This window comes from Streptomyces himastatinicus ATCC 53653 (genome assembly GCF_000158915.1).
In the GTDB taxonomy this organism is placed as follows: domain Bacteria; phylum Actinomycetota; class Actinomycetes; order Streptomycetales; family Streptomycetaceae; genus Streptomyces; species Streptomyces himastatinicus.
The window spans coordinates 6,742,253-6,757,360 of sequence record NZ_GG657754.1; the positions used below are offsets into that span (position 1 = coordinate 6,742,253).

Annotated in this window: 10 protein-coding genes; 3 read left to right on the forward strand and 7 right to left on the reverse strand. The window is 70.8% G+C overall.

Going from position 1 to position 15,108, the window contains the following annotated elements:
- Nucleotides 1–52: 52 nt before the first annotated feature.
- The 3 genes from SSOG_RS28845 to SSOG_RS28855 all read right to left on the reverse strand — a co-directional run bounded on the left by SSOG_RS28845 (nt 53) and on the right by SSOG_RS28855 (nt 4,657).
- The gene (locus SSOG_RS28845; RefSeq protein ID WP_009717791.1) at nt 53–2,002 is read right to left on the reverse strand and encodes an ABC transporter permease/substrate-binding protein; all 1,950 of its coding nucleotides are present in this window, start codon (nt 2,000–2,002) and stop codon (nt 53–55) included.
- Nucleotides 1,992–3,551, reverse strand: a complete 1,560-nt coding sequence (locus SSOG_RS28850) for a sugar ABC transporter ATP-binding protein (RefSeq protein ID WP_050800359.1) — start codon at nt 3,549–3,551, stop codon at nt 1,992–1,994. Before SSOG_RS28850 ends, SSOG_RS28845 begins: the two co-directional genes overlap by 11 nt.
- Before the next feature lie 89 nt (nt 3,552–3,640).
- Nucleotides 3,641–4,657 (reverse strand): LacI family DNA-binding transcriptional regulator, encoded by a 1,017-nt coding sequence (locus tag SSOG_RS28855; RefSeq protein ID WP_009717793.1) that lies wholly within the window; start codon nt 4,655–4,657, stop codon nt 3,641–3,643.
- Nucleotides 4,658–4,867: 210 nt separating this feature from the next.
- Between SSOG_RS28855 and recD2 the strand changes: the two genes are divergently transcribed.
- Nucleotides 4,868–7,075: an SF1B family DNA helicase RecD2 gene (recD2, locus tag SSOG_RS28860; RefSeq protein WP_039938935.1), complete on the forward strand. Its 2,208-nt coding sequence runs from the start codon at nt 4,868–4,870 to the stop codon at nt 7,073–7,075.
- A gap of 174 nt (nt 7,076–7,249) precedes the next feature.
- The gene (locus tag SSOG_RS28865) at nt 7,250–8,554 is read left to right on the forward strand and encodes a citrate synthase (RefSeq protein WP_199844216.1); all 1,305 of its coding nucleotides are present in this window, start codon (nt 7,250–7,252) and stop codon (nt 8,552–8,554) included.
- A 394-nt stretch (nt 8,555–8,948) separates the two neighbouring features.
- Here SSOG_RS28865 and SSOG_RS28870 read toward each other — a convergent pair whose 3' ends face one another.
- From SSOG_RS28870 to SSOG_RS28880, 3 genes are all read right to left on the reverse strand, one after another.
- Nucleotides 8,949–11,237, reverse strand: coding sequence for a heavy metal translocating P-type ATPase (locus tag SSOG_RS28870; RefSeq protein WP_009717796.1), 2,289 nt, complete (start codon nt 11,235–11,237; stop codon nt 8,949–8,951).
- Nucleotides 11,234–11,455, reverse strand: a complete 222-nt coding sequence (locus tag SSOG_RS28875; RefSeq protein WP_039938936.1) for a heavy-metal-associated domain-containing protein — start codon at nt 11,453–11,455, stop codon at nt 11,234–11,236. The genes SSOG_RS28870 and SSOG_RS28875 overlap by 4 nt, the downstream gene beginning before the upstream one ends.
- 139 nt (nt 11,456–11,594) lie before the next feature.
- Nucleotides 11,595–12,245 carry a TetR/AcrR family transcriptional regulator gene (locus tag SSOG_RS28880; RefSeq protein WP_039938937.1) on the reverse strand — a complete coding sequence of 217 codons (651 nt, stop codon included), beginning with the start codon at nt 12,243–12,245 and terminating at the stop codon, nt 11,595–11,597.
- Nucleotides 12,246–12,421: 176 nt separating this feature from the next.
- Here SSOG_RS28880 and SSOG_RS28885 point away from each other — a divergent pair, with 176 nt between their 5' ends.
- On the forward strand, nt 12,422–14,833 hold the full coding sequence (locus SSOG_RS28885; RefSeq protein WP_009717799.1) for an MMPL family transporter: 2,412 nt from the start codon (nt 12,422–12,424) through the stop codon (nt 14,831–14,833).
- On the opposite strand, the gene SSOG_RS28890 is transcribed toward SSOG_RS28885, so the two are convergent.
- Entirely contained in the window at nt 14,830–15,039 is a 210-nt protein-coding gene (locus tag SSOG_RS28890; RefSeq protein WP_039938938.1) for a helix-turn-helix transcriptional regulator, read from the reverse strand. The two genes, SSOG_RS28885 and SSOG_RS28890, sit on opposite strands and share 4 nt — an antisense overlap.
- Nucleotides 15,040–15,108: the final 69 nt, after the last annotated feature.

A 15,108-nucleotide genomic window follows, 5' to 3' on the forward strand; every position in this document is an offset into this window, starting at 1 on the left:
AGCTATCACGTGTCAGCCGACACCTGTCAGCCGTTCCGTGTCGGCGGCGGGATCACTTCGCCGCGACGACCTTCACCGGGACCTTGACCGACCCGGCGATCTTCTGACCCTTCGCGGCCTTGATCGCGTTCCGTACGACCAGTCGGCCCAGCTCCTCGGGCTGCTGGGCGACGGTCGCGGTCAGCGTGCCGTTCTTCACCGCCTTGAGGCAGTCCGGTTCGCCGTCGAAGCCGACGACCTTGACGGACTTGCCCGCCTTGGAGCCCAGCGCCTTGATCGCGCCGAGCGCCATCTCGTCGTTCTCGGCGAAGACGCCGTCGACACCGGAGTGGGCCTGGAGCAGGTTGGTGGTCACGTCCAGGGCCTTGGTGCGGTCGAAGTCCGCGGGCTGCTTGCCGACGACCTCGATGCCCGGGTACGCCTTCAGCCCCTCCGCGAAGCCCTGGCCGCGCTCGCGCGAGGCCGACGTACCGGCGACGCCCTGGAGGACCAGGATCTTGCCCTTGCCGCCCAGCCGCTCGGCCAGCGTCTTGGCGGCGAGCTTGCCGCCCGCGATGTTGTCGGAGGCCACCAGGGACTCGATGTCCGCCTTGTTGACCGTGCGGTCGGCGGCGAGCACCGGGATACCGGCCTTGTTGGCGGTCTTCACGGACGGGCTCGCCGCGTCGGAGTCGACCGGGTTGATGATGATCGACTTCATGTTCTGGCTGGTGAAGTTCTGTATCTGATTGGCCTGCTGGGAGGCGTCGTTCTGGGCGTCGGTGACGGTGAGGCTGATCCCCGCGCGCTTGGCCTCGGCCTGCGCGCCCGCCTTGAGCTGCACGAAGAAGGGGTTGTTGAGGGTCGAGAGCGACAGCCCCACCTTGGGCTTCGAGCCGCCGTCCGAACCGGAGTGCCACAGCGACGAGCCGAAGGCGAACGCGGCGACGACCACGGCGGCCACCGCGAACTTCCCGGCGTTCATGGCCGCCTTGCGGCCGCCACCGGACGGCCCGCCCGCCGACGCGCCCGGTGCCGCGGGCCGGGCCCCGGCGCGCCGGCGCACCGTGTCGAGCAGCACCGCGAGCGCGATGACGACACCGATGACGACCTGCTGCCAGAAGGCGGAGACCTCCAGCAGGTTGAGCCCGTTGCGCAGCACGGCCAGGATCAGCGCGCCGATGAGCGTGCCGGACGCCTTGCCGACACCGCCGGACAGACTCGCGCCGCCGATGACGACCGCGGCGATCGCGTCCAGTTCGTAGCCGACCGCCGCCTGCGGCTGCGCGGAGGAGAGCCGGGAGGCGAGCACGATGCCCGCGATCGCGGCGAAGCCGCCGGACAGGGCGTAGATGACCAGCTTCTGACGGCCCACCCGGATACCGGAGAGCCGGGCCGCCTCCTCGTTGCCGCCGATCGCGTACATCGCGCGGCCCGCGTACGTACGGCCCAGCAGGCCGGAGGTGATCAGGCCCATCGCGACCATCACGAGCACCGGGACCGGCAGCCAGCCGCCGAGCGTGTCACCGAGGCCGGAGACCGAGTCGGGGACGGAGATCGGGCTGCCCTGCGAGATGACCAGGGCGAGGCCCCGGCCGACCGAGAGCATCGCGAGCGTGGCGATGAACGGCGGCAGCTTCCCGAAGGACACCAGCGCCCCGCTGACCAGGCCGCACGCGACGCCCGTGGCGACGGCGAGCAGCGCCGCCAGCCACACCGGCAGTCCCTGGGAGGTCGCCGACCAGGCGAGCACGGTGGCGGACAGCGCGGCGACCGAGCCGACCGACAGATCGATGCCGGCGGAGACGATGACGAAGGTGACGCCGAAGGCGAGGATCGCGGTGACCGCGGCCTGCACGCCGACGTTGAGGAGATTGTCGGTGGTGAGGAAGTCGCCGGACAGCAGCGACATGGCCACTACCAGCAGCACCAGGGCGCTCAGCGCGCCGTTGTCGAGCAGCACGCGGCGCAGTACGGCCGGGCCCCCGGGGTCCGTCGTGGACGCGAGCGTGTCAGTGGCCACGGGAGCCCTCCTTTTCGTTGACGCCGACTCCTTCGACGGCGCCGTCTGTGCTTCCTTCGACGCCCTTGACGTCCTTCACCGCCAGGGCCATGACGGCGTCCTGGGTCGCTTCCCGAGCGGTCAGCTGTCCGGCGATCCGGCCCTGGGCCATGACCAGGACGCGGTCGCTCATGCCCAGCACCTCGGGGAGGTCGCTGGAGATCATCAGGACGGCGTGGCCGGACGCGGTGAGTTCGTTGATGAGCTGGTAGATCTCGACCTTGGCGCCCACGTCGATGCCGCGGGTCGGCTCGTCGAGGATGAGCACCTTGCTGTCGGCGAGCAGCCACTTGCCGATGACGATCTTCTGCTGGTTGCCGCCGGAGAGCGTGCGCACCTGCTGGTCGAGCCCGGCCATCCGGACCGCCAGCTGCTCGGCGATGCGCTCCGCCGCCCGGCGCTGCCCGGCCCGGTCGACCAGCCCGGCGCGGGTGGCGCCGCGCAGCGTGACCAGGCCCAGGTTCTCCTGCACGGACGCGTCCAGGACCAGCCCCTGGCCCTTGCGGTCCTCCGGTACGAGGCCGATCCCGGCGTCCATCGCGGCGACCACGTCATGGCGGGGCAGCGGCACGCCCGCGACCTCGACGGTGCCGGTGTCGTACGGATCGGCGCCGAAGAGGGCCCGTACGACCTCGGTACGGCCCGCCCCGACGAGCCCGGCGAGGCCGACCACCTCCCCGGCGTGCACATCGAAGTCGACGTCCTGGAAGCTGCCGCCGCGGCCGAGCCCCCGGACCTTCAGCAACGGCTCGCCGTCGCTCCCACCGTCGTCTCCGGACGCGGGGCGCTCCCTCGGGTACTGCTGCTCGATGGACCGCCCGACCATCAGCCGCACCAGTTCGTCCTGATCGGTGGCGGCCGGGACCTGGGTGACGCTGCGGCCGTCGCGCAGGACGGTCACGCGGTCGCCCAGGGCGGCGATCTCCTCCAGGTGGTGGGTGATGAAGACGACGCCCACCCCGTCCGCGCGCAGCGCCCGGACGATCCGGAAGAGCTTGTCGACCTCCTCCGTGGTGAGCACGGCGGTCGGCTCGTCCATGATCAGGACGCGGGCGTTCAGGCTGAGCGCCTTGGCGATCTCGACCATCTGGAGCCGGGCGATCCCCAGGTCGCGGATGCGGGTCCGGGGGGAGACGTCCACGCCGACGCGGGCGAGGAGTTCGGCTGCCTGCTCGTCCATCTTCGTGCGGTTGACGATGCCGAAGCGGCGCGGCTGGCGGCCCAGGAAGATGTTCTCGGCGACGCTGAGGTCGGGGACGAGGTTGAACTCCTGGTAGATGGTGGCGATGCCCAGCCGCTCGGCGTCCTGCGCCCCCTGGATACGGACCGGGCTGCCGTCGACCAGGACGCGTCCCCCGTCGGGGCGGTGCGCCCCGGACAGCATCTTGATCAGCGTGCTCTTGCCCGCGCCGTTCTCGCCGAGGAGGACGTGCACCTCGCCGCGGCGGAGGTCGAAGTCGACGCCGTCCAGCGCGACCACGCCCGGGAACGTCTTCCGGACCCCCTCCATCCGCAGGATCTCCGCCCCGTCGTCCGCGGGCGCGGGCCGGTCCGCGGGTGCGGGCGGCGCCGGTTCCGGCTCGGGGCTGGGCGTCGTGGTCATGGCGTGCTCCCTTCGGGCTCGCCGCAGGAGCGGCGGGGGACCAGGCGGGCGGACAGGGTCACCGATGCGGCGGGCCGCCCCTCGATGCGGTCGATCAGCGCGCCGACGGCGGCGTGGCCGAGGTCTCCGGTGGGCTGGGCGATGGCGGTGATCGGCGGATCGGTGTGGACGAACCACGGGATGTCGTCGAACGCGGCGAGTGCCACGTCGTCGGGCACCCGCAGCCCGCGGGAGCGGATCTCGTCCATCGCGCCGAGCGCCATCAGATTGTCGGCGGCGAAGATCGCTTCCGGGGGGTGGGGCAGATCGAGGAAGCGGGCGGTCACCCGCCGCCCGCTGTCGGCCTGGAAGTCGCCCTGGCCGATGTGATCGGCGGGCAGGGCGAGGCCGAACTCGCGCAGGGCGGAGCGGAAGGCGTCCACCCGTTCGCGTCCGGTGGTGGTGGCGGCCGGGCCCGCGATGATGGCGAGCCGGCGGTGGCCGAGGGCGTGCAGATGGGCCACCAGATCGCGGACCGCGGCGCCGCCGTCGGTGCGGACGACGGGCACCTCGTCCAGCCCCTCGCCCTCGATCCAGCGGTCGACGAAGACCATGGGCGTCCCGGTGCGGGCGGCGTCCAGCATCAGCGGGGAACCGCCGTCGGTGGGGCTGACCAGCAGGCCGTCGATGCGGCGGTCCACCAGGGTGCGGACGTGGTGGTCCTGGAGGTCGGGCCGCTCGTCGGCGTTGCCGATGACCACGCTGTAGCCCCGGTCCCGGGCCGCGTCCTCGACCGAGCGGGCCAGCTCGGTGAAGAACGGGTTCAGCACATCGCTGATGACCAGCCCGAGGGCGCGGGTCTGATGGGTACGCAGCGAGCGGGCGACGGCGTTGGGCCGGTAGCCGAGGTCGGCGACGGCGGCGAGCACCTTGTCCCGGGTGTCCGTACGGACGGCCGGGTGGTCGTTGAGCACCCGGGAGACCGTCGCGACGGAGACCCCGGCGCGCTGCGCCACGTCCTTGATGGCCGGCATCGCCCCACCTCCTCGTGGAATCGATTACATCGATGACGCCGAGGGAGATTGGAATCGATTACACGAGGGCGGGGCAAGACGCCGGAACGGGCCGCAACCGGATTGTGATGATCCGCTCTGCCCCCCTGTCCCGGAGTGCCCGTCGCATGGTTATCCACAGGCCGCGCTTCGCCCCGGCCCGGTGTCCGCGCCCGGCGGTACGGTCGGTGCATGCTCAAACTCGCGGTGGTCGAAGGGGTTCTGGAGCGGATCACCTACGCCAATGAGGAGAACGGGTACACGGTCGCCCGGGTCGACACCGGTCGCGGCTCGGGTGATCTGCTGACCGTCGTCGGCTCGCTGCTGGGCGCGCAGCCGGGTGAGTCGCTGCGGATGGAGGGCCGCTGGGGTTCCCACCCGCAATACGGCAAACAGTTCACCGTCGAGAACTACCAGACCGTCCTGCCCGCCACCGTCCAGGGCATCCGGCGCTATCTCGGCTCGGGCCTCATCAAGGGCATCGGCCCGCGCATCGCCGACCGGATCACCGAGCACTTCGGCGTCGACACCCTCGATGTCATCGAGGAGCAGCCGAAGCGGCTGATCGAGGTCCCCGGCCTTGGCCCCAAGCGGACCAAGATGATCGCCGCGGCGTGGGAGGAGCAGAAGGCCATCAAGGAGGTGATGGTCTTCCTCCAGGGCGTCGGCGTCTCCACCTCCATCGCGGTGCGGATCTACAAGAAGTACGGTGACGCGTCGATCGCGATAGTGAAGAACGAGCCGTATCGGCTGGCCGCCGACGTCTGGGGCATCGGCTTCCTCACCGCCGACAAGATCGCCCAATCGGTCGGCATCCCCCACGACAGCCCCGACCGGGTCAAGGCCGGTTTGCAGTACGCGCTGTCCCAGTCCGCCGATCAGGGCCACTGCTATCTCCCCGAGGAGCAACTCATCGGCGATGCCGTGAAGTTGCTCCAGGTCGACACGGGCCTGGTCATCGACTGCCTGGGCGAGCTGGCCGCCGAGGACGAGGGCGTGGTGCGCGAGCCGGTGCCGGGCCCGGAGGGCGGCGAACCGGTCTCGGCGGTCTATCTGGTGCCCTTCCACCGCGCAGAGATCTCCCTCGCGGGGCAGGTGCGGCGGCTGCTGCGCACCGAGGAGGACCGGATGCCCGCCTTCCAGGGCGTGGACTGGGACGCGGCGCTGGGCTGGCTCGCCAAGCGCACCGGCGCCGATCTGGCCCCCGAGCAGAGCCAGGCGGTGCGGCTCGCGCTCACCGAGAAGGTCGCGGTGCTCACCGGAGGCCCCGGCTGCGGCAAGTCGTTCACCGTGCGGTCCGTGGTGGAGCTGGCCCGCGCCAAGAAGGCCAAGGTGGTGCTCGCGGCCCCCACCGGCCGGGCCGCCAAGCGGCTCGCCGAGCTGACCGGGGCCGAGGCGTCCACAGTGCACCGGCTGCTGGAGCTGAAGCCCGGCGGGGACGCGGCGTACGACAAGGACCGTCCGCTCGACGCCGACCTGGTGGTCGTCGACGAGGCCTCGATGCTCGATCTGCTGCTGGCCAACAAGCTGGTCAAGGCGGTCCCGCCGGGCGCCCATCTGCTGTTCGTGGGGGATGTGGACCAGCTGCCGAGCGTCGGCGCCGGGGAGGTGCTGCGCGATCTGCTGGCCGACGGCAGCCCGGTGCCCGCCGTCCGGCTGACCCGGATCTTCCGCCAGGCGCAGCAGTCCGGGGTGGTCACCAACGCCCACCGGATCAATTCCGGGACTCCGCCGATCACGCAGGGGCTGTCGGACTTCTTCCTCTTCGTGGAGGACGACACGGAGGAGGCCGGGCGGCTCACGGTGGATGTCGCGGCCCGTCGCGTGCCCGCGAAGTTCGGCCTCGACCCCCGTCGTGACGTGCAGGTCCTCGCCCCGATGCACCGAGGCCCGGCGGGCGCGGGCACGCTCAACGGACTGTTGCAGCAGGCCATCACCCCGGCCCGGCCGGACCTCCCGGAGCGGCGTTTCGGCGGCCGGGTCTTCCGTGTCGGCGACAAGGTGACGCAGATCCGCAACAATTATGAGAAAGGGGCCAACGGGGTCTTCAACGGCACGGTTGGAGTCGTCACCTCCCTCGACAGCGACGAGCAACGGCTGACCGTGCTGACGGACGAGGACGAGGAGGTGCCGTACGACTTCGACGAGCTGGATGAATTGGCTCACGCCTATGCGGTGACCATCCACCGCTCCCAGGGCAGTGAGTACCCGGCCGTCGTGATCCCGGTGACCACCGGGGCCTGGATGATGTTGCAGCGGAACCTGCTGTACACGGCGGTGACCCGGGCCAAGCGCCTTGTGGTGCTGGTCGGCTCGCGCCGCGCGCTCGGGCAGGCGGTGCGTACCGTCTCGGCGGGCAGACGCTGTACGGCGCTGGATCACCGGCTCGGCGGGACATAGGAGTCGAGCGTGTCAAGAGGGTTTCCGAACGGTGACGAACGGGGCAGGATGGCCGTGTAGGCGGCACTCAGTGCCGCCAAAAGGCCCTTCAAACGACCCCGAGTGCACACTCATCACCCGAGTAGGGGAAGGTGGGGGGAGTCAGGGCACCTCGAGGAAGAGAACCAGACGTCGGTGAGGGATGACGTGAGCGACGACAACTCTGTAGTACTGCGGTACGGAGACGACGAATACACCTACCCGGTGGTCGACAGCACCGTCGGCGACAAGGGCTTCGATATCGGCAAGCTGCGTGCCCAGACCGGTCTGGTGACCCTGGACTCCGGTTACGGCAATACCGCCGCGTACAAGTCCGGCGTCACCTACCTGGACGGTGAGCAGGGCATCCTGCGGTACCGCGGGTACCCCATCGAGCAGCTGGCGGAGCGCGCCTCCTTCGTGGAGGTGGCGTTCCTCCTGATCAACGGCGAGCTGCCGACGGTCGATGAACTCGCGGCGTTCCGTGAGGACATCACCCGGCACACGCTGCTCCATGAGGACGTCAAACGGTTCTACGACGGCTTCCCGCGTGACGCTCACCCGATGGCGATGCTGTCCTCCGTGGTCAGCGCGCTGTCGACGTTCTACCAGGACAGCCACAACCCGTTCGACGAGAAGCAGCGCAACCTCTCGACGATCCGGCTGATGGCGAAGCTGCCGACCATCGCGGCGTACGCGTACAAGAAGTCGGTCGGCCACCCGTTCGTCTACCCGCGCAACGACCTCGGTTATGTGGAGAACTTCCTCCGCATGACCTTCTCGGTCCCGGCGCAGGAGTACGACCTCGACCCGGTCGTGGTCAGCGCGCTCGACAAGCTGCTGATCCTGCACGCCGACCACGAGCAGAACTGTTCGACCTCCACGGTCCGGCTCGTCGGCTCCTCGCAGGCCAACATGTTCGCCTCCATCTCGGCGGGCATCAACGCCCTGTGGGGCCCGCTGCACGGCGGCGCCAACCAGTCGGTGCTGGAGATGCTCGAGGGCATCCAGGCGTCCGGCGGCGACGTCGACACCTTCATCCGCAAGGTGAAGAACAAGGAAGACGGCGTGAAGCTCATGGGCTTCGGGCACCGCGTCTACAAGAACTTCGACCCCCGGGCGAAGATCATCAAGTCGGCGGCGCACGATGTCCTCTCCGCGCTCGGCAAGTCCGATGAGCTGCTCGACATCGCGCTCAAGCTCGAGGAGCACGCGCTCGCCGACGACTACTTCGTGGAGCGCAAGCTCTACCCGAACGTGGACTTCTACACCGGTCTGATCTACCGGGCGATGGGCTTCCCGACCGAGATGTTCACCGTGCTGTTCGCGCTCGGCCGGCTGCCGGGCTGGATCGCCCAGTGGCACGAGATGATCAAGGAGCCGGGCTCCCGCATCGGCCGCCCGCGCCAGATCTACACGGGCGTCGTCGAGCGCGACTTCGTCCCGGTCGAGCAGCGCTAGCAAGCACTGCCAGGGCGGCGCCGAGATAAGCCAGAAGCGCCCCGCTGCCGATCCCCCCACGGGTCGGAGCGGGGCGCTTCCCTTGTCCCGGTTCGGATTCCCCCCACGGGATCCGGCCCGGGCGTTCAGAGGGCCGTACGGGCTCGTACGGACGCGATCTGCCGGGACGCGTACGTACGGGAGGGCCGCTCAAAGCTCCCCGAGTACGTCGCCCCGGCCACGCGTAGCAGGATGCGTCCCCCAAGACGTATCCTCACCGCCCCATTAGACTCGCGACCCCCCTCAATGGTTACGTTGGGTTGCCTGTGATCTGCGTCTCCAACCATATGGGGGCGTAAAAGGGCAAGAGCCTCGATTCAAATATCGAGGCACTTGTGTATGGGTGTTGTGCGGCTTATGGGGACTTGGTGGAGACCGTGGATGCCGTGAAGGTACGCAGTCGCAGACTGTTGCTCACGACGAACACGGAGGAGAACGCCATCGCGGCGCCCGCGATCATCGGGTTGAGCAGACCGGCCGCCGCGAGCGGCAGCGCGGCGACGTTGTAACCGAACGCCCAGAACAGATTGCCCTTGATCGTGGCGAGGGTCCGGCGGGCCAGCCGGATCGCGTCGGCGGCCACCCGCAGATCGCCCCGGACGAGGGTGAGGTCGCCCGCCTCGATCGCCGCGTCCGTTCCGGTGCCCATGGCGAGCCCGAGGTCGGCGGTGGCCAGGGCGGCGGCGTCGTTGACCCCGTCGCCGACCATGGCGACCGTGCGGCCCTCGTCCTGGAGCCGCTTCACCACGTCGACCTTGTCCTCCGGCAGGACGTCGGCGATGACCTCGTCGATGCCGACCTCGCGGGCGACCGTCTCGGCGACGCGCCGGTTGTCGCCGGTCAGCAGCACCGGGGTGAGGCCGAGGGCACGCAGCTGGGCGACGGCTTCGGCGCTGGTCTCCTTGACGGCGTCGGCGACGGTGAGGATGCCGCGGGCGTGCCCGCCCCAGGCCACGGCGACCGCCGTACGGCCCGCCGCCTCGGCCGCGGCCTTGGCGGAGGCCAGCTCCTCCGGCAGGTCGATGGACCACTGGCGGAGCAGCGCGTCGCGGCCGACGAGCACCGCGTGCCCGTCCACGACGCCCTGGACACCGAGCCCGGGCACGGAACCGAAGCCCTCGAGCACCGGGAGCGGTCCGGTGCGCTCGGCCGCGCCGTCCGCGATGGCGCGGGCGATGGGGTGCTCGCTGGCGTGCTCCACCGCGCCCGCGAGCCGCAGCAGCTCGTCCTCGCCGGTGCGCGGCGCCGGGATGATCTGGTGCAGCCGCATCCTGCCGGTGGTCACGGTGCCGGTCTTGTCGAGGACGACGGTGTCCACCCGGCGGGTCGACTCCAGCACTTCGGGGCCCTTGATGAGGATGCCCAGCTGGGCGCCACGGCCGGTGCCGACCATGAGCGCGGTCGGGGTGGCCAGGCCCAGGGCGCACGGGCAGGCGATGATCAGGACGGCGACGGCGGCGGTGAAGGCGGCGGTCACGTCGTTCGTCGTCAGCCACCAGACCAGCAGGGTGCCCACGGCGATCAGCAGCACGATCGGCACGAAGACGCCGGAGACCCGGTCGGCGAGCCGCTGCACCTCGGCCTTGCCGTTCTGCGCGTCCTCCACCAGGCGGGCCATCCGGGACAGCTGGGTGTCGGTGCCCACCCGGGTGGCCTCCACGACGATGCGGCCCGCCGTGTTGACGGTCGCGCCCGCGACCGTGTCGCCCGCCGTGACGTCCACGGGGACGGATTCGCCGGTCAGCATCGAGGCGTCCACGGCCGAGCTGCCCTCGACCACCGTGCCGTCGGTGGCGATCTTCTCGCCGGGGCGGACGACGAAGCGGTCCCCGACCGCCAGTTCGCGCACCGGGATACGTACTTCCTGTCCCCCGCGCAGCACGGCGACGTCCTTGGCGCCCAGCTCCATCAGGGCGCGCAGGGCCGCTCCCGCCCGCCGCTTGGACTTCGCCTCCAGATAGCGGCCGATGAGGATGAAGGTGGTCACCCCGGCCGCCGCCTCCAGATAGATCGAGGACGAGCCGCTCGCGCGGGTGACGGTGATGTCGAAGCCGTGCTGCATACCGGGCATGCCCGCGTCGCCGAAGAACAGGGCCCACAGGGACCAGCCGAGCGCCGCGAGGGTGCCGAGGGAGACAAGGGTGTCCATGGTGGCCGCGCCGTGCCGGGCGTTGGTCCAGGCGGCCTTGTGGAAGGGCGTCCCGCCCCAGACGACGACGGGCGCGGCGAGGGTGAGGGAGAGCCACTGCCAGTTGTCGAACTGGAGCGAGGGCACCATCGCCAGCACCACGACGGGCAGGGAGAGGACGAGCGAGACGAGCATGCGGTGACGCAGCGGGTCGTGCTCGGCCGGTGCCTCGGGCGCGGCCTCGGGGCTGTCCGCGGCGGCGGGCTCGGGCTCGGCGGGAGGTGGCTCCTCGGCGGTGTAGCCGGTCTTGATGACCGTGGCGATGAGGTCGGCGACCTCGATCCCGTCGCCGTACGACACCTGGGCCTTCTCGGTGGCGTAGTTCACCGTGGCGGTGACGCCGTCCAGCCGGTTGAGCTTCTTCTCGATGCGCGCCGCGCAGGAAGCGCAGGTCATGCCGCCGATGGCCAGCTCGACCCGTGCCTCCTGCCCGACGACGGGAGCCGTGATGGTCATGCGAGTTCGTAACCTGCTTCGTCGACGGCGGCGCGGACGGCGTCGTCGGCCAGCGGGGCGGCCGAGACGACGGTGACCTGGCCGGTGGAGGCCACGGCCTTGACGGAGCTGACGCCGTCGAGGGCGCCGATTTCCTCGGCGACGGCACCTTCGCAGTGGCCACAGGTCATGCCGGTCACCTGGTAGACGGCGGTAACGGTGTTCGCCTCGGAGCTCATGGTTTCTCCTCTGTGGGGGAGTGGCTGACGGTACGCGAGGGGCGCCGGTTGGCGCAGCGCCTCCTGACTGTTTCAACTCTATACCCCTAGGGGGTATTCCCGGAAGCCAGGGGTGCGCCGGCTCCGTGCGCGGTGGCGGTCAGTGCCGGGCGGAGGCGGCCTCGGTGCCGATGACGGGGGCCAGGTACCCGTAGAGGCAGTTCTTCACCTCGGTGATGTACGCCTCCCGGTCCTCGCCCTCATGGGAGAGGATCAGCTCCAGCCCGGCCTTGAACAGGGCGAACGCCATGGTCGCGATGCGCGTACGGCGCTCCGGGGCCAGCTCGGGGACGTAGGTGCCGATCAGCTCCTCGACCCGGGTCTGGAGCGCGGCGTGCAGCGCCGCGTGCTCCTCGGCGACCGCGCCCGGGGTGTCGGAGGAGCAGATCAGGGTGAGGAAGACGGGGTTGGCGCAGTTGAACTCGATCAGCGGGTCGAGGACCACGTCGAGCATCTCGCCGAGCGGCAGTGCGGCGTTCTTGTCGGTGAAGGCCACGCCGTGGGTGTCCCGCATCTGCTGGGTGAGGCGGTCGCCCAGCTCGACGGCGATGGCCTCCTTGTTCGGGAAGAACTGGTACAGCGTGCCAGGGGAGACCCCGGCCTCGCGGGCGATCGCGTTGGTGCTCGCGGAGGTGTAGCCGGTGCGGCAGAAGACGCTGGCGGCGGCGTCCAGCAGCTGCTGGATCCGGCGCTCGCCGCGCGCCTGCCTGCGGCGGGGGTTCGCGGGTCGGGCTACCTGGCTCTCGGTCACAATCCCCAGCTTCCCATGAGCGATTGACAAACACGAGTGGCCGCTCGCATTCTTGAGAAATGCGAGCGGTCGCTCGTGTTTGCCAGTCCGTGGCAATCAGCGACCCATGCTGCCTGCCTGCCCGCTTGCCCGAGCGGGGGCGGCCGCATGGGCACAGGTGGAGGGGACACCGCGTCATGACCGATGCCAATCGGCCGCCCGGCGAGCGGATCGGAGGATGGACCCGCCTGGTCACCGCCAGGCCGCGGCTGTCCTTGCTGATCGCCCTGGTCTTCACGGCGCTCGCCGTCGTGGCCGGGAGCGGAGTCGCCGACCGGCTCTCGGGCGGCGGCTGGGAGGACCCGGCGTCCCAGTCCTCGTACGCCACCAAGGCGCTGGAGAAGCGCTTCCCCGCCTCCCAGCCCAACCTCCTGCTGCTCGTCGACAGCGGCGGCAAGAAGGTGGACGACCCGGCGGTCGCCACCGAGGCCCGGGCGCTCGCCAAGAAGCTCTCGGGCGAGAAATCGGTCACCGGCGTCACCTCCTACTGGGACACCGGCGCCTCCGCCCTGCGCAGCAAGGACCGCGGCGAGGCGATCATCGCCGCGCGCATCACCGGCGACGAGACGGCCGCGGGCAAGGCGCTGGAGCGCATCGCCCCCGACTACCGCGGGCAGCACGGACCAGTCGAGGTCTCCGTCGGCGGACCGGTCGCGGTCAAGCAGGAGATGCAGACGACCATTCAGGAAGACCTGTTGCGGGCCGAGATGATGGCCCTGCCCGTCACCCTGGTGCTGCTCGTCATGGTCTTCGGCAGCGCGGTGGCCGCGCTGCTGCCGCTCGGCATCGGCGTCATCGCGATCCTGGGCACGGACGCCGTGCTGCGCGTGCTCACCGAGTTCACCGATGTCTCGGTCTTCGCGCAGAACCTGACCACCGCGCTCGGCCTCGGACTCGCCATCGACTACGCCCTGTTCATCGTGCGGCGCTTCCGCGAGGAGCTGTCGGCGGGCGGGGAGACACTCCCGGCCGTCGCCGCCACCCTGCGCACCGCCGGGCGGACCGTGCTCTTCTCGGCGCTGACCGTCGCCGTCTCGCTCGCCGCGATGATGGTCTTCCCGCAGTACTTCCTGCGCTCCTTCGCCTACGCGGGCATCGCCGTGGTGCTCATCGCCGCGGCCGCCGCCCTGGTGGTGCTGCCCGCCGCGCTCATCCTGCTCGGCGACCGGGTCAACAAGTGGGATCTCACCCGGCTGCTGCGCCGCGGCCGCCGCGCCGACGCGGCCGAGGAGGGCGCCGAACCGGGCGCGGGCTGGGGGCGGTTCGCCCGGCTGGTGATGCGGCGCGCCCCGGTCTTCGCGCTGGCGACCGTCGCCGGGCTGGTGGCGCTGGGGCTGCCCTTCCTGCGGGTGGAGTTCGGCACCGCGGACGACCGCCAGCTGCCCTCCGGTGCCGAATCCCACGTGGTGCAGCAGCACATCCGGGACGGCTTCGCGGGCGGACCCGGCGGCGGGGTGGAGATCCTCGCCGAGGGCAAGCCCGGTGCCGCGGCGCTCGCCGACTACAGCGCCAAGGTCTCCAGCCTCCCCGGGGTGCTGCGGGTGGACAGCCCGGCCGGTCGCTTCGCGGACGGCCACCAGGTGGGCAAGCCCGGCCCGGCCGAGGCGGCGCGCGCGGCCGGTGGCGCGGCGTATCTCAGCGTGCAGCCCAAGGGCGAGCCCGTGGAGCCCGCCACCCAGGACCTGGTGCGGGACATCCGCGCCCAGAGTCCCCCGTTCCAGACCTCGGTGACCGGCACCGCCGCCGTCCTGGTGGACACCAAGGAGTCCCTGGGCGACCGCACCCCCTGGGCGGGCGCGATCATCATCGCGGTCACCCTGCTGCTGGTCTTCCTGCTCACCGGGAGCCTGCTGATCCCGCTCCAGGCCGTGCTGCTCAACGCGCTCAGCCTCACCGCGATGTTCGGCGCCATGGTGTGGGTCTTCCAGGAGGGGCATCTGTCCGGGCCGCTGGCCTTCACCAGCTCCGGAGACATAGAGACCACCCTGCCGGTGCTGATGTTCTGCGTCGCCTTCGGGCTCTCCATGGACTACGGCGTCTTCCTGCTCTCCCGCATCAAGGAGGAGTACGAGCGCACGGGAGACCATGAGGCGGCGGTGGAGTTCGGACTGCGGCGCACCGGCGGGCTGATCACGGCGGCGGCGCTGATCCTGGCCGTGGTCATGGTGGCCATCGGCACCTCAAAAAGTCACCAACACCAAGATGCTCGGCCTCGGTATCGCCCTGGCCGTGCTGATGGACGCGATGGTGGTGCGCAGTCTGCTGGTTCCGGCGGTGATGAAGCTGACCGGCCGGGCCACCTGGTGGGCCCCGGGCCCGCTGCGGCGGCTGCACACCCGGTTCGGGCTGAGCGAAGGGGAGTCCGCGCCCGGCTCCGATGCCCCCTCCGGCGGCTCCTCCGGCGATTCGCCAGGCGGCTCCTCCGGCGGAGCCGAAGGGGAGGCGAACGGGGACAAGGACGCGGACCCGGGGAAGGGCCGCCGCCGGGACCGGGTGAGCATCCGGTGACCCCCGCGGCCCGGGCACCCGCCACGCGCTGGTCCCCCTAGTCCTTGGGGTCGCGCCGGGCGCGGCGGTTACCGGGTCTGCGGGCCACCCAGGCCCGGATCGTATCCGCGTACCAATACGGTTTGCCGCCCTCCACCAGATCGGGGGGCGGCATATGACCGTGCTTGCGATAGGACCGTACGGTGTCGGTCTGCACGCCGATATGTGCGGCGATCTCCTTGTAGGACCACAGCCTTCGATCGGTCATCACTCGCGCCCTTTCACTCGGCCTGTGTCCGGTGTCCGGTGAACGACGTCGGGTGACGGGCGGCTAGGG